The sequence below is a fragment of the Lentzea sp. NPDC042327 genome (assembly GCF_040647275.1).
Classification (GTDB): domain Bacteria; phylum Actinomycetota; class Actinomycetes; order Mycobacteriales; family Pseudonocardiaceae; genus Lentzea.
This window is the reverse complement of the sequence record NZ_JBEZBX010000002.1, coordinates 290,680-308,681: the sequence shown is the minus strand read 5'-3', so window position 1 is coordinate 308,681 and position 18,002 is coordinate 290,680. Positions and strand designations below refer to the sequence as shown.

The window sequence follows — 18,002 nt, the reverse complement described above, 5'->3', positions numbered from 1 at the left end:
GGCAACTGGTTAACTGGACCTTGTTGCTAGTAGATTGCAAGAACCAAGAGATTGCAATTGGAGAGATGACATGGCCCAGTACGTGCTGCCGGATCTCGACTACGACTACGGCGACCTGGAGCCGGCGATCATCGGCGAGATCAACGAGCTGCACCACGGCAAGCACCACGCGGCCTACGTGAAGGGCGCGAACGACACGCTGGAGCAGATCGAGGAGGCCCGCGACAAGGAGGCCTTCGGGTCGATCGTCGGACTGGAGACGACGCTCGCGTTCCACCTGGCCGGCCACGCGCTGCACCAGGTGTGGTGGAAGAACCTGAGCCCGAACGGCGGCGACAAGCCGGTCGGCGAGCTCGCCGCCGCCATCGACGAGCACTTCGGCTCGTTCGACAAGTTCCGCGCGCAGCTCAACGCCGCCGCGTCGTCCATCCAGGGTTCCGGCTGGGGCGTCCTCGCGTGGGAGCCGATCGCCCAGAAGCTGATCACGTTGCAGCTCAAGGACCACCACTCGAACCTGTCGATCGCGGTCACGCCGCTGCTCGCGTTCGACATCTGGGAGCACGCGTACTACCTGCAGTACCGCAACCTCAAGGCCGACTACATCAGCGCGCTGTGGAACGTCGTCAACTGGGAGGACGTCTCCGCGCGCTTCGAGGCGGCGCGCACCGGCCGCAACGGCCTGCTGCTGCCCTGACGCTTCGGCGGTGGATGCTCCGACAAGCCCCCGCTGCCGAACACGACGAGGCCCCCGCTCTGCCCAGAGCGGGGGCCTCGTCCGTTCCCGAACTGACTGCCGCTCCCACCACGAAGCGACGATAGTTAGGTTAGCCTAACTTCTCCTTCTTGGGAAGTCCTCCGCACCAGACCCCGCGCGACCAGCTCGACCACGGTCGCGACGGCTGCCACCTCGACCGCGAGCAGGGCGAGCAGCACGAGCAGCTGCAACGCGCCCGCCTGCCACACCGGTGCCCCGCCCAGCAGCATGCCGACGAACGCGCCGGGGAGGGTGACCAGCCCGACCGTCCTGGTCTGGTCGAGCGGCGGCAGCAGCGCCTCGGCGGCGGGCTGGCGGACGAGGAACCGGACCGCCACCGGCTCGGCGAACCCGAGCGCCAGCGCCGCCTCGTACTCGCCGTGCCGGTCCCTGAGCGTGTCGAGCGCTCTCCTGACCGCCAGGATCGTGGTGGTCATGGCGCCACCGATGAGGATGCCGCCGATCGGGATCAGGGCGATGCCCTTCACCGGCACGAGCCCCAGCCCGACCAGCAGGCCCAGCGCGGGAACCGTGCCGATCAGGACGGCCACCCCGACCCAGGCGCCCTGCCAGCCGGTCTTGGTGCGCGCGGCGGCCGTCGCGGTCGCCACCGTGGCCATCACGACGAGGAACGCGGCGGTGAGCCCCAGGTGGGTCAGGACGACCGTGATGACCGCGCTGACGGCGGCGAGCTGGAGCACGGCGCGGACGGCGGCCTTGACGAACGGCGCGGGCCTGGTGAGCCCCGTCGCCCACGCGACGCCGGCGGCCGCGGCCGTGAACACGAGGCAGACGACCAGCAGCCGGACCCAGTCAGTGGTGATGACCATGCACGGGATTTACCACCGGTCGCGGTGCGCGGCCACGAACGCCCCGAACGACCTGGGCGGATGCCCGGTGACGTCCTCGACCGCACTGGTCACCCGGTCCTCCGCGCCGCCCGCGATGGCCTCGTCCAGCGCGGCGAGCAACGCGGCGAACTCCGGTGGCAGGTGCTGCCCGAGCCGCTCGGCCAGCTCGGCCGCGGGGATCGAGCGGTGGCGAACCCGGACACCGGTCTGCTCGGTGATGATCGCGGCCGCCTCGGCGTACCCGAGCGCCTGCGGACCGGTCAGCACGTGCTCGGTGTTGTGCGCGTCTCCGGTGAGCGCCGCGACGGCCACGGCGGCGATGTCGCCGGCGTCGACGAAGGCGACCCGCCCGTCACCCGTGGCGGTGACGATCTCGCCCTGCCGCACGCCCTGCGCGACCGCGTGGTCGCCGAGGAAGTTCTGCATGAACCACGAGGGGCGCAGGACCGTCCACTCCGGGAGCTGCCGCACCAGCCGGGCGTTCGGGTCGTCCGGCAGCGCGGACGAGCTGAGGAGCACGACCCTGCGGTCACCAGATGCGGCGAGGAACCGCTCGACGTGCGGCGCGGGGTCGATCTCGCCGACGGGCGGGACGAGGTAGACGGCGTCGGTGCCCTCCAGCGCGGGCGCGAACGTCTCCGGCCGGTACCAGTCGAACCCGGTGCGGCGCGAGGCGATGCGCGGGTCTTCGAGCCGTTGTGCGACGCGGCTGCCGGTCGTGCCGGTGCCGCCGATGACGAGGACGGTCACGAGAGCTCCTCGACGGCCAGCGGGTTCCAGTAGTCGCGCCACTCGGCGATCTGCCCGTCCCGCTCGGTGATCACCACGACGTAGCGGTTGCGGAACGGCTTGCCGGAGGCCACGAGCTCTCCCCCGAGGTCGAACTCCGCCACGGTCACCGCCGGGTCGGCCGTCCGGTGCACCCGCTGCCAGAGCACCTCCCTGACGTCGATCATCTTCGGGTAGTCGCGCATGTAGTGGCGGACGCCCGCCCGGCCGGTGACCTCCCTCGGCCAGCCCTCCGGCGCGAACGGGAACTCCATCCGCCCGTCCTCGGCCCACAGCCCGGCGAACCCGGCCATGTCCTTCTTGATCAACAGGTCAAGCGCTCGGTCCAGCACGACGCCCCTCCGGATAGGACGATACGGTTTCGTCTCGTCCTACATTAGACGGGACGGGACCGTATCGTCCACACTGAGGGCGTGACCAAACGCGCCCCCACCGGAGCAGCCGTCCTGCAACCGCACGTCACCGCCGCGATCTCCGAGGCGGTGCTCGACGAGCTGGCCGCGTCCGGCTACGGCCGGCTGTCCATGGAGGCCGTCGCCAAACGCGCAGGCGTCGGCAAGAGCGCGCTGTACCGGCGCTGGCCGTCCAAGCAGGACATGGTGATCGCCGTACTGGCGGAGCTGAGCGTGCCCGCGGCCGAGGTGCCGCAGACCGGCACGTTGCGAGCTGACCTGCGCGCGATGCTGCAGGCCGTGCACGACTGGCTGGCGCACCACCGGATCTCGGCGATCCTGCCGGACCTGATCGCCGAGGGCGGGCGCAACCCGGTGCTGGCGGACGCCATCGCCGTCGGCGTGGGACAGCCGCGGCGCGACATCGCGTCGGTGACGCTGACGCGGGCGGTGGACCGCGGGGAGCTGCCAGCCGACCTCGACGTCGACGTGGCGCTGGACGTGCTGGCGGGGCCGATCTACTGGCGGCTGGTGGTGCGGCACGCGCCGGTGGACGACGGGTACCTCGACGGGCTGACCGAGTTCCTGCTGCGGTCGCTGGGCGCGAGCTAGTCCCGGACTAGGCGTCGTCGAGGCCCTGCTGCGCCCCGCGTGATCCGCGCCTCGCCGCCCCGCGTTGCCAGTAGAAGACTCCGTACCCGATGATCCCGAGCAGACCGCCGCACAGGGTCGTCCAGAGCAGGGTGCTGTTCGAGCGGTCGACGACGAGCACCACGAGAAAACCGAGGAACCACAGCGCCGTCCCCCCGAGCACCACGGGCACGGGATCGGCCAGCCGGTGCGGCAGCGGCGGCGGGCTGGGGGCGGGGTCGCGTTCGGACACGGGGTTAGGAGACCAGATGCTGGACGGGTTCTTCAAGATTTCCGAGCGCGGGTCCACCGTGGCGCGGGAGGTGCGCGGCGGTGTCGTGACGTTCTTCACGATGGCGTACATCGTGGTGCTGAACCCGCTGATCATCGGCAGCTTCGCCCCGACGGGACCCGGCGCGCACCCGGACGTGCTGGGCAACATCCTGCCGGTCGGGCAGGTCGCGGCGGTGACGGCGCTGGTCGCCGGTGTGATGACCATCCTCTTCGGACTGGTCGCGAACTACCCGTTCGCGTTGGCCACGGGGCTCGGCATCAACTCGTTCGTGGCGGTCAGCGTCGCGGCGAAGGTCAGCTGGCCGGAGGCGATGGGACTCGTCCTCGTCAACGGCCTGGTGGTGCTGCTGCTCGTGCTCACGGGCGTGCGGACGGCCGTGTTCAACGCCGTGCCGAACGAGCTCAAGGCCGCCATCGCGGTGGGCATCGGCCTGTTCATCACCTTCATCGGCCTGGTCGACGCCGGGTTCGTGCGCAGGCTGCCGGACGCGGCGAACACGACGGTGCCGGTCGGGCTGGGCATCAACGGGTCGATCGCGAGCTGGCCGACGCTGGTGTTCGTGGTCGGCCTGGTGGTCACGGGCGTGCTGTTCGCGCGCAAGGTGAAGGGCGCGATCCTCATCGGCATCGTCGGCACGGCGATCTTCGCGATCGTCCTGGAGGCGGTCGTCAAGGCGGGACCGTCGGCCGGCACCAACGCCAAGGGCTGGAACCTCGGCTACCCGGCGCTGCCCGACCAGGTCTTCGGCGTCCCCGACCTGTCGCTGCTCGGTGACGTGTCGTTCGGCGCGTGGACGCGGCTGCCCGCGCTGGCCGCGGCGTTGATCGTGTTCACGCTGGTGCTGACCGACTTCTTCGACACCGTCGGCACGATGACCGGCCTCGGCAAGGAAGCCGACCTCATCGACGAGGACGGCCAGCTGCCGAACGTGAGCAAGGCGCTGTTCGTGGACGGTCTGGGCGCGGTCGCCGGTGGTGCGGCGTCGAGCTCGTCGAACACCGTCTACATCGAGTCGGCGTCGGGCATCGCGGAGGGCGCGCGGACGGGTCTCGCGAACGTCGTGACCGGCGTGCTGTTCCTGCTGGCGATGTTCTTCACGCCGCTCTACGAGGTCGTGCCGATCGAGGCGGCCGCACCGGCGCTGGTGGTCGTCGGCGCGCTGATGATGATGCAGATCCGCGAGATCGACTTCAGCGACTTCACCGTGGCGCTGCCCGCGTTCCTCACGATCGTGGTCATGCCGTTCACCTACTCGATCGCGAACGGCATCGGCGCGGGCTTCGTCAGCTACGTGCTGCTCAAGGCGCTGACCGGCCGGGTCCGCAGCGTCCACCCGCTGATGTGGGTCGTGTCGGCGGCGTTCGTCGTCTACTTCGCACTGGGCCCGATCCAGGCCCTGCTGTCCTGACGTTCGGCGAGAAACCATTTTCGTGAGGTATGCTAACTACGTGGCGAACGAAGAGCACGGTCTGGCGAGCAGGCTCCGGCTTGCCGTCGTCCGCCTCAACCGCCGGCTGCGCGCGCAGCGCACCAACTCGGCGGTGTCGCTGACCCAGGTGTCCGCGCTGTCCACACTGCACAAGTGCGGACCGCTGACGCCCGGTGAGCTCGCGGCCAAGGAAGGCGTGCAACCGCCGTCGATGACGCGGGTGATCGCGGCGCTGGAGGAGTTCGGCTTCGCCACGCGCAGCCCGCACCCCACCGACGGCCGTCAAGCGATCGTCGAGCTGACCGGCGAAGGCTTGTCCTACCTCCAGGACGAGATCACCGCGCGCGAGGCGTGGCTGGACAAGCGGCTGGCCGAGCTGCGGCCGGAGGAACGCGAGCTGCTCTCCAGGGCGGCCGAGATCATCGACAGGATGGCGGGGCAGTAAGGACGTGTCGGGTTACGCGGGTGGTGGAGCGGAGACCTCGTCACCTCGGCGTACCGGGATGTTCTCCTCACTTCGCATCCACAACTACCGCCTGTACGCCTCCGGGCAGATCATCTCGCTGGTCGGCGTGTGGATGCAGCGCGTCGCCCAGGACTGGCTGGTCCTGGAGCTGACCGACGGGTCGGCCGTCGCGCTCGGCATCGCCGCGTCCCTGCAGTTCCTGCCCGTCCTGCTGCTGTCCATGTGGGGCGGTGTGCTGGCCGACCGCATGGACAAGCGGAAGCTGCTGCTGTGGCTGGAGTCGGCGCTCGGCCTGTGCGCGCTGGCGCTGGGCCTGCTGGACGTGACCGGTGTCGTGGCCCTGTGGCACGTGTACGTGCTGTGCTTCCTGCTCGGCTGCTTCTCCGCCGTGGAGACGCCGGTGCGGCAGTCGTTCGTCGTGGAGATGGTCGGCCGCGAGTCGCTGACCAACGCCGTCGCGCTGAACTCGATGATGTTCAACCTGGCCCGGATCATCGGCCCGGCGGTCGCGGGCCTCGCGATCGTCGCGATCGGCACCGGCTGGGTGTTCGTCGCGAACGCCGTCAGCTTCGTCGGCGTGGTGCTCGGCGTGTGGCTGATGCGGACCTCCGAGCTGCTGCGCTCCGACCCGGTGCCGCGGGCCAAGGGCCAGCTGCTGTCCGGGCTGCGGTACGTGCGCAGCCGGCCGGACCTGATGACCGTGATGCTGCTGGTGTTCTTCATCTCGACGTTCGGCTTCAACTTCTACCTGACCCTGGCGATCATGGCCCGCAACGTCTTCGGCGGCGACGCCGACGCCTACGGCCTGCTGTCGACCCTGATCGCGGTGGGCACCCTGGCCGGCGCGACGGTCGCCGCCCGGCGCAAGACCCCGCGGATGTCGGTGTTCATCGGGTCCGGTGTGGTGTTCGGCGCGCTGGAGGTCGTGTCCGGCCTGATGCCGACGATGCTGCTGACCGGCCTGATGATGATCCCGGTCGGCGTGGCGATGATGACCTTCAACACCACCGCGAACGCCACCGTCCAGCTCGCCGTCGAACCGGAGATGCGCGGGCGGGTCATGGGCATCTACATGCTGGTGTTCCTGGGCGGCAACCCCGTGGGCGGGCCGTTGATGGGGTGGCTCGGGGAGGTCAACGGCCGCGCGCCGATCATCGTCGGCGGGGTCCTGTCGGTGCTGGTGACGGTGACCGCGTGGGTGATCCTGGTGCGCCGCGGGGACATCGGCCGACCGCGGCTGCGGCGGCGCGGACCGGCCCGGGAGGGAACTCCGGCGGCGGAAGCGGCCGACGTGGCGGCCTGAGGCGGCCGGGTCGAACCCGGCCGGTCAGCTCCAGCCGCGTCAGCTCCACCCAGCTCAGCTCAGCCCACCCAGCTGCTCAGCCCGGCCAGCTCAGCCCAGCAGGGTCGCCGCCGTCGGTTCGGTGATCAGCGCCGCGAACGTGTGCCGGTCCTCCCACCGCTGCGTCACCCACGCCAGCGCCCGTGCCAGGCCCTCCGGGGTGTCGGCCGCGTGCGGGACGTCCGCCATCCACCAGTCCACCCGCTGACCGTCGACCAGCAGCTGCTCGTGCACCACCACGACACCGTCGGGCAACGGCACTTCGAGCAGTTCGCAGGCCATCCGCACGGCCGCCAGGTCGTGCCACTGCACGATCTCGCCGACGTGGTCGGGGGAGCCGTCGAACTCCTCGGAGGCCAGTGCCAGGTCCAGCAGGTCGGCGAGCTCCTCCGAGCCCTCGGCGAGCAGGACGCGGGACGCGGGTACGACGCCCAGGAGCCACGGGTGGTCCAGGACCACCACGTCGTCGGCCGGGACGACCTCGCCGGACAGCACGCGGACGCGTGCGGGGGGTGCGAAGTCGCCGTCGGGCAGTGCCGCGTGGGCGCGGAGCACCACGGCGTCCGCGATGGTGCGGCCGGGGTCGGCGAGGCGGCTCAGGACCAGCTCGGCATCGTCGTCGTCGAGGATCTCCAGGCGGGAGCGGACGCCGGCGGCGCGCAGCACGTGGTCGGGGAGCTCCAGGTCCGGCACGACGTCGAACAGGCCCTCCAGGGCCGTGGCGCCGGGCAGGCGGTACTCCTGCGGGGCGCGGCCCGCGAGCGTGGCGTGGCGGGCGATCCACCAGCCCGTGTAGCCGTCGGGTTCGGTGACGGCGCGCCAGGTCACCGGGTCGGCGGCGAGCAGGCGCAGTGCCGCAGGCCAGTCGGCGACCAGGTCGAGGTCGCGGACGGCGACGACGCGTGCCGGTTCGTCGGGGCCGGCGGTCCACCAGGCCTGTTCGTCGGCCAGGTCGTGGTCTGGGCCGGCCGGTTCGTCGTCGACCACCAGGGTGAAGCCGTCGACGACGCCGAGGGCCACCAGCGCGGTGCGCGGGTAGGTGTCGGCGACCTCCTTCGACAGCACCGGGAACGCGTCCGACTCCAGCACGCCGACCAGCGGCGAGTCGGGCAGCAGCAGCTCGTCGGCGCGGTGCCACTCGCCGGCGGCGTCGGGCAGGGCCAGTGCGCCGAGCCACGGTTCCTCACCGGCGCGCAGGGCGGCGCGGTCGACGAGGCGCAGCACGGTGTCGATCAGGTCGTCGGCGTCGAGGCCCGCTTCGGCGTCCTCCAGCGACCGCGCCACGTTCTCGCGCAGCGACGGGTCGGCCAGCAGCTCGGTGGCACCCGCCTCGACGGCGCCCAGGCGGACCAGCAGCGGGTGCACGGCGTCCGGGTGCACGACGCGCAGGCCGGGCAGCGGTTCGTCGGCGATCAGGGTGGTGCGCGGGCCGGTCACGGTGCGGCCGTCGGCCAGCGGCACCGGCAGCGACTGCAGGGCCTCGCGCACGTCCGGGTCGACCTCGGCCAGCGGTGCGAGGGCGGCGTAGACGTCGTGCCACCAGCCGGGGTCGCCATCGATGCCCGCCAGCGCGGCGACCACCTCGGCGATCGAGACGCGCGGGACCTCCAGCGCGGCCAGCGCCTTCGCGTGCACGGGAGCGGACAGCTCGGCGTCCAGCAGGCCGGGCAGGGCGTCCTCGACCAGCTCGACGAGCTCCTCGGAGCCGACGTCCAGGACGCGGGCGCGGGCCGGGGCGATCCACTCGCCCGACGCCAGCGGCAGCCATTCGGCCGAGCGCAACGCCCGCAGCACCGCCGCGCGCAGCCGGTCGTCCACTTCGGACAGCGGGAAACCGGGCAGCGGCACCAGTGCCGTGCGCTCGACGGCGGGAACGCGGGCGACCAGCCGCGGGTACAGGGCCGCGGCCGACTCCAGCACCGCCCACGCGGCGGCACCGGGCAGCACCCGGCGGCGCGAGGGCTCGACCGGCACGGTCGCGATCAGGCGGGCGGGCAGCGACAGGCGCTCGTCGGTCGGGGTCGGCGCGTGCAGCACGTCCTCGCCCAGCGGCTCGTCCAGCGGGTACGCCCACGTGGCGGTCCACTGCGGACGGTGCTCCACGCCCTGCACGAGCTCGGCGGGCAGCTCACCGGAGACCTGCTCGACCAGCCAGCGCGCCGTCCCGACGGTCACCACGCCGTCGGCGGTGACGAAGCGCTCCCACGACTGGGAGCCGATCTCGACGCGGCGCAGCCCCGGTAGCGCCAGCAGCAGGTCCGGCACCTCGGCGGCGAGGTCGTCGAGCGACAGCTCGACGGTCAGCGGCAGCCGGACCTCGGTCGTGAACCCGTCCGGCACCGGCTCGTCGCACGGCCACACCAGCCGCAGCACCGGCACGTCACCGCCGCGTTCGGCGGCCAGCTCCGGGACCTCCGTGCGGGTGCGGGCGGCGGAGAACTCGACACCACCGGACACCGAGACCACGCGCGGCGCGTCCGTGACGGCCAGCACGGCCGCGAACCCGACGCCGAACTGCCCGACGCCCGACTCCTTGGCCGAGGCCCGCAGCGAGGCCAGTGCCGCCACGCCCGCGGCGGTCAGCGGCGCACCGGTGTTGGCCGCGCGCAGCTCCCCGTCGACGAGGGTGATCCTCAGCACACCCGGCGTCTCGCCCGCGGCGTCGGCGGCGTTCTGGGCCAGCTCGACCAGCAGGCGGTCGCGGTAGCCGCCGATGCGGAGGTCCTCCTCCGCGTTCGCGTCCTCGCGGAACCGGGTGGGCGAGCCGCGCCAGGCCGCGAGGACCGAGGTGCGCAGGGCCTCGGTGCCGAACGGGTCGGTCACTCCGAGACGTCCAGCTGCGCGTCGTCGTAGACCAGGTCGGCGACCGGGACCATGGGGCTCATGTCGACCTCGACCTGCGAGTGCGCGCCGCAGCCGTACTCGACGTGCACGACGTGGCCGTCGGCCGGCGCGATCTCGTTCGCGCACACGCCGAACGCGGCGCCGAACGCACCGGCCACGCGGGTGTAGAAGCCGCAGGTGCCGCAGTGCGCGGGCGCCGAGCGGGCCATGTCAGAGCGGGGGCCGAAGTCGGAGGCGAGCCAGCGGTCGGCGGCGTCGAGCCGGCCCTCGCGGGACAGCACGCGCTCACGGCCGAGGCCGATCTCCAGCGCGACCTCCTCGACGGCCGGGTCGTCGGACTGGACGTGGCCGGAGACCAGTCGCGGATCGTCCTCGCGGGCCGGGAACAGGTCGCCGACGCCGAGGTCACCGGCGCGGACCCGTTCACTCCAGGGCACCCACTCCGGGGCGACCAGCGCGTCCTGGCCGGGCAGCAGCACGACCTCGCTGACCGACACCGGGGAACCCTCGCCCGCGCAGGCGACGGTCACGGCCCAGTTCCAGCCGCGGTAGCCCGCGTGCTCGGCCTCGAAGAGGTGCGTCACCGAGAACTCGTCCTCGGCGGACACCCCCACATGAGCACCGACGCGGTCCAACCCGGCTTCCTCCTGCGCGGCGGCGCGGGCGAGGTCAACGGCGTCGGCGAGCAGTTGCGTGGCGTTCACGAGCTGAATTGTGCCGCAGGACTTCGCGGGGACGAAAACTCGTGCCACCCTCCGTGGGGTGCGCTCACCCGTCTGGCTGGTCCTCGTCGCGGTTCTCGCCGCCTGTTCGGCCCAGCAGGAAACAAAACCGCAGGTAGAAGTCCTGCAAAAGATTCCGCACGACACAACCGCGTTCACCCAGGGGTTGGAACTCGTCGACGGCGTCCTCTACGAGGGCACCGGTCTGGAGGGCGAGTCGTCGATGCGGGCGCTCGACCCGGCGACCGGCGAGGTGCGCAAGGAGGTCGACCTGCCGCAGGAGCTCTTCGGCGAGGGCATCACGGTCGTCGGCGACACCATCTGGCAGATCACCTGGCGCAACGGCGTGGCGATCGAACGCGACCGGAAGACGTTCGACGAGATCCGCCGCGTGTCCTACGACGGCGAGGGGTGGGGCATCTGCCACGACCAGTCCCGGCTGGTCATGAGCGACGGCAGCGCGCAGCTCACCTTCCGCGACCCGAAGACGTTCGCCGAGACCGGCAGCGTGCGGGTCACGCGGGACGGCAAACCGCTCGCGCAGCTCAACGAGCTGGAGTGCGTCGGCGGCGAGGTGTGGGCGAACGTGTGGAAGACCGACGAGATCGTGCGCATCGACCCGGCCGACGGGAAGGTGACGAAGACCTACGACCTGTCCTCGTTGAAGCCGCAGGGTGACGTCGACGTCCTGAACGGCATCGCGCACGTCCCGGGCACTGACGAGTTCCTGGTCACAGGCAAGAACTGGCCCACCGTCTTCCGGGTGCGCTTCCACTGAATGGGGCAGGATTGACGGTGTGACGGGCGACCGCGGGTGGAGTGACGAGCCGGCTCCGAAGCGCTACCCGTGGCAGGACGACGAGTACCGGCCGCGGTCGCGCGGCGCAACGCCGTCCGGGCAGGGGTCCGGGCACGGGTTCGAGCCCCCGCCGCGCCCGCAGAGCACCCGGCCGCTGCCGAACTCCGACCAGCAGACCACCCCGACGCCCAAGCCGCCGAAGAAGCTCACGGTCACCCGCGTCGCGTGGTTCCGCTCCAAGCAGCTGTCGCAGCAGGCGGTCGCGGCGTTCCGGCGCGCGGCCCACGCCGACGGTGCCGGGAAGTCCGGCATGTCGTCGGTCACCTACGCGGTGATGATGAACTACGCGGCCGACGCGGCGATGGCCGTGGCGCTCGCGAACACGCTGTTCTTCTCCGCGGCGAGCGCGGAGTCCAAGACGAAGGTCGCGCTGTACCTGCTGATCACCGTCGCGCCGTTCGCGCTGGTCGCGCCGGTGATCGGTCCGTTGCTGGACAAGGTCCAGCGTGGTCGGCGGCTCGCGCTGGCGGCGTCCTGCGTGCTGCGGATCGGCCTGTCGGTCGTGATGGCGCTGAACTTCGACAACTGGCTGCTGTACCCGGCGGCGCTGGGCAGCATGGTGCTGTCCAAGTCGTTCACGGTGCTCAAGTCCGCGATCACGCCGCGAGTGCTGCCGCCGGACATCACGCTGTCGAAGACCAACGCGCGCATGACCGTCTTCGGGCTCGCGGCGGGCGCGGTGTTCGGTGCGTTCGCGGCGGGCTTCGCGAACATCTTCGGCTCGCCCGGGGCGCTGTGGTTCACGGCGGTGCTGTGCCTGGCGAACGCGGTGCTGTGCATGCGCATCCCGTCGTGGGTCGAGGTGACCGAGGGCGAGGTGCCCGCGGCGCTGCGCTCCCGCAACCCGGCGCGGCGGCCGATGTCGCGGCACATCGTGGTGTCGTTGTGGGGCAACGGTTCCATCCGGGTGCTGACCGGGTTCCTGACGTTGTTCGCCGCGTTCGTGGTGCGCGAGCAGACCGAGGGTGACGCGGTCCGGCAGTTGCTGCTGCTGGGCGTGATCGCCGGTGCCGCCGGAATCGGCAGCTTCCTGGGCAACGCGATCGGCGCGCGCCAGCAGTTCGGCAAGCCCGACGAGGTGGTGCTGGGCTGCGTCGGCACGGCGCTGGCCGCCACGGTCGTCGCCGCCGCGCTGCCGGGCCTGGTGACCGCCGCGATCGTGGGCCTGCTGGGCGCCACGGCCTCGTCGCTGGCCAAGATCAGCCTGGACGCGGTGATCCAGGACGACCTGCCGGAGGAGTCGCGCGCGTCGGCGTTCGGCAGGTCGGAGACGATCCTGCAGCTGGCGTGGGTGTTCGGCGGTGCGCTGGGCGTGCTGTTGCCGCCGACGTTCTGGATCGGGTTCCTGGTGGTGGCGGTGCTGCTGGCGCTGGGGTTGGCGCAGACCTGGATGTACCGCAACGGGACCTCGTTGCACCGGCTCGTCCGCAGGCCGGCCGGAGCCACCCCGTAGGCTGCCTGACGTGCGTCGACTTGCTGCTGCCCTGGTCGTTGGACTGCTCGCGCTGACGGGGTGCTCGCTCCCCCGCCACTACCCCGAGGTGACGTTCCACGCGAACGGCAAGACCATCCAGGTCGAGCCGGCGGTGTACTGCGACCTCGGCGGCGACAACTGCGCGGAGCGCAGCCAGCCCGCGAAGCTGAAGGTCCCCGCGGGCAAGGTCGTGCAGATCTCGGTCGACGGCCAGCTCGCCGACGGGCTGTGGGAGGCCGTGTTCCTGTACCGCGACGCGGCGGGCAAGGAGCAGACCACCGGCACCGGCCTGCTGGGCAAGGGCGAGAACTTCACGTACACGCTGTCGTTGCCGGACAAGACCGACCAGCTGCTCGGCATCGAGATCCACGAGGCGGCCGCCGCGGTGCTGGAGACCGGTCAGCCGCTGCTGCGCGGCTACTGGGCAGTCGAGGTGACGTCCTGACCCCTGCCGTGCCCTAACGGCGGCCGAACGCCTCCCACCACTCGCTGGGAGCGATGCGGAGAGCGCTGTCCAGCAGCGCCTTGCCGGTGTCGGTGACCACCGACTCCTGCATGGTCTGGATGAAGCGCTCCATCTTGGCGACACCGGCGGCCTGGTACTCGCGGGCCTGCAGCAGCAGTTCGAGCTTGTCGGCGTCACGGGAGCAGCGCGCCTCGGGCGTGTGGTCGATGTCCTTCGCGGCCTCGTGCTCGGCGACCAGCGCCTCGACGTGCGCGGCCAGCGGCGCGGGCAGGTGCTGGACCTGGTCGCGCGCAACGGCTTCCGGCGGCACCTTCACGCCCAGGTACAGCTTGCCGACGTACGGGATGTCGCCGGTGCGCGCCTCGGGCACGTCGTGGAACAGGCCCAGCGTCGCCGCCCGGTCGGCGTTCGCGCCCTCCTGCACGGCGAGCGCGTACGCCAGAACGCCCACCCGGAACGAGTGGGCGGCGACCGACTCGGGGTGCTGGACCCCGGCGAACAACCACCCCGCCCTGGGCAGGCGCTTCAGCTGGCCGACCTCGTAGAGGAACTCGACGATCCGATCCGCGTCAGACATGACGCCGATCCTTTTACGGATCGAGGTCCCGCGCCACCGCCCGCACGACCTCGGCGACGAGCTTCATGCTCTTCTTGTCCGACGGGTAGCGGCCGCGGCGCAGGTCGGGCTGGACCTTGTTCTCCAGCAGCTTGATCATGTCCTCGATCAGGCCGTGCAGCTCCTCGGCAGGGCGGCGACGGGCCTCGGCGACGGACGGCGCGGGGTCGACCAGGCGCACGGACAGCGCCTGGGGTCCTCTGCGGCCCTCGGCCATGCCGAACTCGATGCGCTGGCCGGCTTTCAGGCCTTCGACGCCGGGTGGCAGTGCGGACTTGCGGACGTAGACGTCCTCGCCACCGTCCTGGGTGACGAACCCGAAGCCCTTCTCCGTGTCGTACCACTTGACCTTGCCGGTCGGCACCGCGCTCACCATTCCCTTGCTCTTGCACAACGAACGCGCCCCGGGGGCGTACCCAGGACGCGTCCCACCAGAGTAGCCAGAAGACCTTGGGGAAGGCACCTCCGTTAGCGCGACTACGCTGGCGGTATGACCGCTCCGAAGTTGATGCCGCTGGCCATCGGCCTGTTCGCCGTGGGCGTACTGGCGATCGTGGTGGTCTTCGCGCTGTTCCTCACCGGCCACGGCGACCTGCCCGTGTGGCTGAACGTCGCCGCCACCTACCTGCCCGCGATCGGGCTCGGGCTGGGGATCGTCGCGGTGATCAGGAAGTCACGCCGGAGGTCCTGAGCCACTCCGGGAACTCGCGCAGGTCCGCCAGCACGACGGCGGCGCCCGCCTCGACGAGCTCCTGCCGGCTGCACGGCCCGGTCACCACGCCCACGCCCACCGCGCCCGCCGCGGCCGCACCGCGCATGTCGCCGACGTGGTCGCCCACGTAGACGGCGGCGCCGTGCAGCTTCAGCGACTCGGCCTTGCCGGTGGACCACAGCTCGCCGTAGAGGTGGTCGACCTCCCAGCCCAGCGCCTCCAGGTGCAGTGCGGCGTTCTTGCGGTACTTGCCGGTGACGACCATGGTCTCGCCGCCGAGCTCGCGCACGCACGCCAGCGCGGCGGAGGCCCCCGGCAGCGCGACGGTCGCGGGGATCACGACGTCCGGGTAGAGCGCGCGGAACAACGTGATCAGCTCCGGGATCTCCTCCTCCGGCACGCCCATGTCGCGGTAGATCATGTCGAGGGGCGGGCCGAGGTTCGCCGCGAAGTGCTCGCCGTCGAGGTCGTGGCCGGTGCGGGCGCCGACCTCGTTCAGCACCGCGGCCATGCCCGGTCTGGGGTCGATGAGCGTCATGTCCAGGTCGAAACCCACGGTGAGAGGCACAGAACTCGACTCTACGTCTTTACAAAATCCGTAACTGTGTAAAGCTGTCCGTGTGAGCGACATCACCGAGCTCCTGATCGAGTCGGCCGCCGACCTGTTGGCGGCACACGGGTTCCACGGGTTGCGCATGATCGAGGTGGCCAGTCGCGCGGGGGTGAGCAGGCAGACCGTCTACAACGAGTTCGGCAACAAGGAGGGGCTCGTCCAGGCCGTTGCCGCGCACCGCACGGAGGAGTACCTGGCGGGCATCGCGCAGCGGCTGCGGCAGGACCCCGACCCGTGGCGGGCCATGCGGCTGGCGTTCCGGTTCACGTTCGAGCAGACCGAGAAGGACCGGCTGGCCTCGGCGGTGCTCACCGGGCAGGACGCCGAGGACCTGTTGCCGTTCCTCACGATCCGCGGCCACCCCGTGCTGTTCCAGGCCACCGAGGTGGTCGAGCGGCACCTCACCGAGCACTTCCCCGGCAAGCACGTGCGGTTCACGGCGGAGACGACCGTGCGGCTCGCGCTGAGCCACCTGCTGATGCCCAGCGGGGACCTCGACGGCGCGATGGACGCCGTGATCACGGTCGCGCGCCTGACCCTGGAGGCCTGACTCCCCTTGTTGCCATAATCTGGCAACAAGGGGAGGTGTCCGGTGGTCGCTGTCGGGGCGCGCCTGCGTGCGGGCGCGGCGTTGCTCGGTCCGGCGTTCGTCGCCGCGGTCGCGTACGTCGACCCCGGCAACGTGGCCACGAACACCGCGGCGGGCGCGACGTACGGGTACCTGCTGGTGTGGGTGCTCGTCGTCGCGAACGTCATGGCCGGGCTCGTGCAGTACCTGTCGGCGAAGCTCGGCCTGGTCACCGGGAAGTCGTTGCCGGAGGCCGTGCGGGACCACCTGCCGCGGCCGGCGCGGCTCGCCTACTGGGGGCAGGCCGAGGTGGTCGCGATGGCGACCGACCTGGCCGAGGTCCTGGGCGGTGCCATCGCGCTGCGCCTGCTGTTCGACCTGCCGCTGCTGCTCGGCGGCGTGATCACCGGCGTGGTGTCGACGGTGCTGCTGCTGGTGCGGGACCGGCGCGGGCAGAAGCCGTTCGAACGGGTCGTCACGACGATGCTGGTCGTGATCGCCGTCGGGTTCGTGGCGGGGCTGTTCGTGGCACCGCCGTCGGTGCCGGACGCGGTCACCGGCCTGGTGCCGCGGTTCGCCGGCGCGGACAGCGTGCTGCTGGCGGCGGGCATGCTCGGCGCGACCGTGATGCCGCACGCGGTGTACCTGCACTCGGCGCTGGCACGGGACCGGCACGGCAAGAACCCGGCGCTGCTCGGCACCACGAAGGTCGACGTGGTCGTCGCGATGGTGCTGGCCGGTGCGGTGAACATGGCGATGCTGCTGCTGGCGGCGTCCGCGTTGCAGGGCGGGGAGGACGTCGGCACGCTCGAAGGCGCGCACGCGGCGGTCGGTGCCGCGCTGGGCGGCGGGGTCGCGTTGCTGTTCGCGCTCGGGTTGCTGGCGTCCGGGTTCGCCTCCACCGCGGTCGGGTGCTACGCCGGTGCGGTGGTGATGGACGGGCTGCTGCGCGTGCGGGTCCCGTTGCTGACCAGGCGACTCGTCACGCTGGTGCCGGCGCTGGTGGTCCTGGCGTCCGGAGTGGACCCGACGTTCGCGTTGGTGCTGTCGCAGGTGGTGCTGTCGTTCGGCATCCCGTTCGCACTGGTGCCGCTGGTGTGGCTGACCGGGCGCCGGTCCGTGATGGGCGGGTTCACGAACCGGCGGGCGGTCACCGTCGCGGCGTGGGCGGTCGCCTTCGCCGTCGTCGTGCTGAACGCGGCGCTGATCTACCTGACGACGTCCGCATAGGACACACCGAGCTGACCGAGCGCGGTCTCCATGATGCGCATGATCTCCACCGAGTCGTTCCACGTCATGTCCGCGTGCTCGACGAACCCCATCGCGACCCAGTCGTCGACCGACCGGATCTGGTGCGTGTAGCCGCCGTCCTCGGCCGTGTGCTCGACGCCGTTGATGAGCACCCTGGTGGGGTTGTAGAAGGCCTCGGGGATGTCGATGCGCCCCTCGGTGCCGATGATGGCGGCGCCGGCGCCGGTGTCGGCGGTCAGCGAGCAACCCAGCAACGCGTGCGCGCCGTTCTCGTAGCCCAGCAGGATGCCCGCGTCGGCGTCCACGCCGCTCGGTGCGAGGCCGCCGTGCGCGTGGACCGTGCCGGGAACGCCCAGGAGCAGGTGCGCGAGGGAGACCGGGTAGACGCCGAGGTCGAGGACGGAGCCGCCGCCCGCCTCCTTGGCCCACAGCCGGTCGTTCGCGTCGAAGGCGTGCCGGAACCCGAAGTCGGCGCGGACCAGCCGCACCTCACCGATCTCACCGGCGCCGACGGCCTCCACGACCTTGCGGATCAACGGGTTGAAGCGCGTCCACATCGCTTCCATGAGGAACAACTGCGTGGTCCTCGCCCGGTCGACCATCTCCTCGACCTGCGCGACCGTCAGCGCGAGGGCCTTCTCGCACAGCACGTTCTTGCCGGCGTCGAGGGCGGCGAGCACGACCTCGTGGTGCTGGCCGTGCGGGGTGGCCACGTAGACGACGGTGACGTCCGGGTCGGCGAGCAGCTCGTGGTAGTCGCCGTAGGCGCGCGGAATCCCGAACTTCTCCGCGAACTGCTCGGCCTTCGCGACGTCCCGAGAGGACACGGCACCCACCTGGACACCCGCCTTGAGCATGTCAGCGGTCACTGCATGCGCGATGCCGCCCGTTGCGATCACACCCCACGTCATGCCGATCAGCTTAGATTG

General features: G+C 71.4%; 21 protein-coding genes. 11 read left to right on the top strand and 10 right to left on the bottom strand.

The annotated features are described in order from the left end of the window. Positions 1 to 70: 70 nt before the first annotated feature. Positions 71 to 694, top strand: coding sequence for a superoxide dismutase (locus tag AB0A63_RS05300; RefSeq protein ID WP_360385575.1), 624 nt, complete (start codon positions 71 to 73; stop codon positions 692 to 694). Positions 695 to 819: 125 nt separating this feature from the next. Here AB0A63_RS05300 and AB0A63_RS05295 read toward each other — a convergent pair whose 3' ends face one another. Genes AB0A63_RS05295 through AB0A63_RS05285 form a run of 3 tightly spaced genes read right to left on the bottom strand, consistent with a single transcriptional unit; the run spans position 820 to position 2,726 of the window. After that, positions 820 to 1,584 (bottom strand): ABC transporter permease, encoded by a 765-nt coding sequence (locus AB0A63_RS05295; protein WP_360385573.1) that lies wholly within the window; start codon positions 1,582 to 1,584, stop codon positions 820 to 822. Between the two features lie 9 nt (positions 1,585 to 1,593). Continuing rightward, positions 1,594 to 2,355, bottom strand: coding sequence for an ergot alkaloid biosynthesis protein (locus AB0A63_RS05290; protein WP_360385571.1), 762 nt, complete (start codon positions 2,353 to 2,355; stop codon positions 1,594 to 1,596). Beyond that, positions 2,352 to 2,726 (bottom strand): nuclear transport factor 2 family protein, encoded by a 375-nt coding sequence (locus AB0A63_RS05285; protein ID WP_360385569.1) that lies wholly within the window; start codon positions 2,724 to 2,726, stop codon positions 2,352 to 2,354. Before AB0A63_RS05285 ends, AB0A63_RS05290 begins: the two co-directional genes overlap by 4 nt. Positions 2,727 to 2,807: 81 nt before the next feature. Between AB0A63_RS05285 and AB0A63_RS05280 the strand changes: the two genes are divergently transcribed. Then, positions 2,808 to 3,398 (top strand): TetR/AcrR family transcriptional regulator, encoded by a 591-nt coding sequence (locus tag AB0A63_RS05280; RefSeq protein WP_360385567.1) that lies wholly within the window; start codon positions 2,808 to 2,810, stop codon positions 3,396 to 3,398. A gap of 7 nt (positions 3,399 to 3,405) precedes the next feature. Here the strand turns inward: AB0A63_RS05280 and AB0A63_RS05275 are convergent, their stop codons facing one another. After that, positions 3,406 to 3,669, bottom strand: a complete 264-nt coding sequence (locus AB0A63_RS05275) for a DUF2530 domain-containing protein (RefSeq protein ID WP_360385565.1) — start codon at positions 3,667 to 3,669, stop codon at positions 3,406 to 3,408. Between the two features lie 16 nt (positions 3,670 to 3,685). On the opposite strand from AB0A63_RS05275, the gene AB0A63_RS05270 reads away from it, so the two are divergent. Genes AB0A63_RS05270 through AB0A63_RS05260 form a run of 3 tightly spaced genes read left to right on the top strand, consistent with a single transcriptional unit; the run spans position 3,686 to position 6,909 of the window. Next, positions 3,686 to 5,119: an NCS2 family permease gene (locus AB0A63_RS05270; RefSeq protein WP_360385563.1), complete on the top strand. Its 1,434-nt coding sequence runs from the start codon at positions 3,686 to 3,688 to the stop codon at positions 5,117 to 5,119. Positions 5,120 to 5,159: 40 nt separating this feature from the next. After that, on the top strand, positions 5,160 to 5,585 hold the full coding sequence (locus AB0A63_RS05265) for a MarR family transcriptional regulator (protein WP_360385561.1): 426 nt from the start codon (positions 5,160 to 5,162) through the stop codon (positions 5,583 to 5,585). 58 nt (positions 5,586 to 5,643) lie between these two features. Further along, complete coding sequence (locus AB0A63_RS05260; protein ID WP_360385559.1) at positions 5,644 to 6,909, top strand: MFS transporter; 1,266 nt, start codon at positions 5,644 to 5,646, stop codon at positions 6,907 to 6,909. Positions 6,910 to 6,999: 90 nt separating this feature from the next. On the opposite strand, the gene AB0A63_RS05255 is transcribed toward AB0A63_RS05260, so the two are convergent. Both AB0A63_RS05255 and AB0A63_RS05250 read right to left on the bottom strand, forming a co-directional pair. Beyond that, the gene (locus AB0A63_RS05255) at positions 7,000 to 9,771 is read right to left on the bottom strand and encodes a hypothetical protein (protein ID WP_360385557.1); all 2,772 of its coding nucleotides are present in this window, start codon (positions 9,769 to 9,771) and stop codon (positions 7,000 to 7,002) included. Continuing rightward, on the bottom strand, positions 9,768 to 10,496 hold the full coding sequence (locus AB0A63_RS05250; RefSeq protein ID WP_360385555.1) for a DUF3027 domain-containing protein: 729 nt from the start codon (positions 10,494 to 10,496) through the stop codon (positions 9,768 to 9,770). Before AB0A63_RS05250 ends, AB0A63_RS05255 begins: the two co-directional genes overlap by 4 nt. Before the next feature lie 58 nt (positions 10,497 to 10,554). On the opposite strand from AB0A63_RS05250, the gene AB0A63_RS05245 reads away from it, so the two are divergent. From AB0A63_RS05245 to AB0A63_RS05235, 3 genes are read left to right on the top strand one after another with little or no spacing between them, the layout of a single operon-like run. After that, entirely contained in the window at positions 10,555 to 11,292 is a 738-nt protein-coding gene (locus tag AB0A63_RS05245; RefSeq protein WP_360385553.1) for a glutaminyl-peptide cyclotransferase, read from the top strand. Positions 11,293 to 11,311: 19 nt separating this feature from the next. After that, on the top strand, positions 11,312 to 12,826 hold the full coding sequence (locus tag AB0A63_RS05240) for an MFS transporter (RefSeq protein WP_360385551.1): 1,515 nt from the start codon (positions 11,312 to 11,314) through the stop codon (positions 12,824 to 12,826). A 10-nt stretch (positions 12,827 to 12,836) separates the two neighbouring features. After that, positions 12,837 to 13,292, top strand: a complete 456-nt coding sequence (locus AB0A63_RS05235) for a DUF2771 family protein (protein ID WP_360385549.1) — start codon at positions 12,837 to 12,839, stop codon at positions 13,290 to 13,292. A 13-nt stretch (positions 13,293 to 13,305) separates the two neighbouring features. Here AB0A63_RS05235 and AB0A63_RS05230 read toward each other — a convergent pair whose 3' ends face one another. Then, positions 13,306 to 13,890: an HD domain-containing protein gene (locus tag AB0A63_RS05230; protein ID WP_360385547.1), complete on the bottom strand. Its 585-nt coding sequence runs from the start codon at positions 13,888 to 13,890 to the stop codon at positions 13,306 to 13,308. Between the two features lie 13 nt (positions 13,891 to 13,903). Then, a complete protein-coding gene (locus AB0A63_RS05225) occupies positions 13,904 to 14,293 on the bottom strand; it encodes a cold-shock protein (RefSeq protein WP_360385545.1) in 390 nt (129 codons plus the stop codon). A gap of 126 nt (positions 14,294 to 14,419) precedes the next feature. Between AB0A63_RS05225 and AB0A63_RS05220 the strand changes: the two genes are divergently transcribed. Then, positions 14,420 to 14,620, top strand: coding sequence for a hypothetical protein (locus tag AB0A63_RS05220; protein WP_360385543.1), 201 nt, complete (start codon positions 14,420 to 14,422; stop codon positions 14,618 to 14,620). Here AB0A63_RS05220 and AB0A63_RS05215 read toward each other — a convergent pair. Beyond that, positions 14,595 to 15,209: an HAD hydrolase-like protein gene (locus tag AB0A63_RS05215; protein WP_360385541.1), complete on the bottom strand. Its 615-nt coding sequence runs from the start codon at positions 15,207 to 15,209 to the stop codon at positions 14,595 to 14,597. The two genes, AB0A63_RS05220 and AB0A63_RS05215, sit on opposite strands and share 26 nt — an antisense overlap. 52 nt (positions 15,210 to 15,261) lie before the next feature. Between AB0A63_RS05215 and AB0A63_RS05210 the strand changes: the two genes are divergently transcribed. Beyond that, positions 15,262 to 15,804 carry a TetR family transcriptional regulator gene (locus AB0A63_RS05210; RefSeq protein WP_360385539.1) on the top strand — a complete coding sequence of 181 codons (543 nt, stop codon included), beginning with the start codon at positions 15,262 to 15,264 and terminating at the stop codon, positions 15,802 to 15,804. Between the two features lie 42 nt (positions 15,805 to 15,846). Beyond that, complete coding sequence (locus tag AB0A63_RS05205) at positions 15,847 to 17,052, top strand: Nramp family divalent metal transporter (protein WP_360385537.1); 1,206 nt, start codon at positions 15,847 to 15,849, stop codon at positions 17,050 to 17,052. Here the strand turns inward: AB0A63_RS05205 and AB0A63_RS05200 are convergent. Then, on the bottom strand, positions 17,031 to 17,984 hold the full coding sequence (locus tag AB0A63_RS05200) for a Gfo/Idh/MocA family oxidoreductase (protein ID WP_360385535.1): 954 nt from the start codon (positions 17,982 to 17,984) through the stop codon (positions 17,031 to 17,033). The genes AB0A63_RS05205 and AB0A63_RS05200 overlap by 22 nt on opposite strands. Between the last annotated feature and the right edge of the window lie 18 nt (positions 17,985 to 18,002).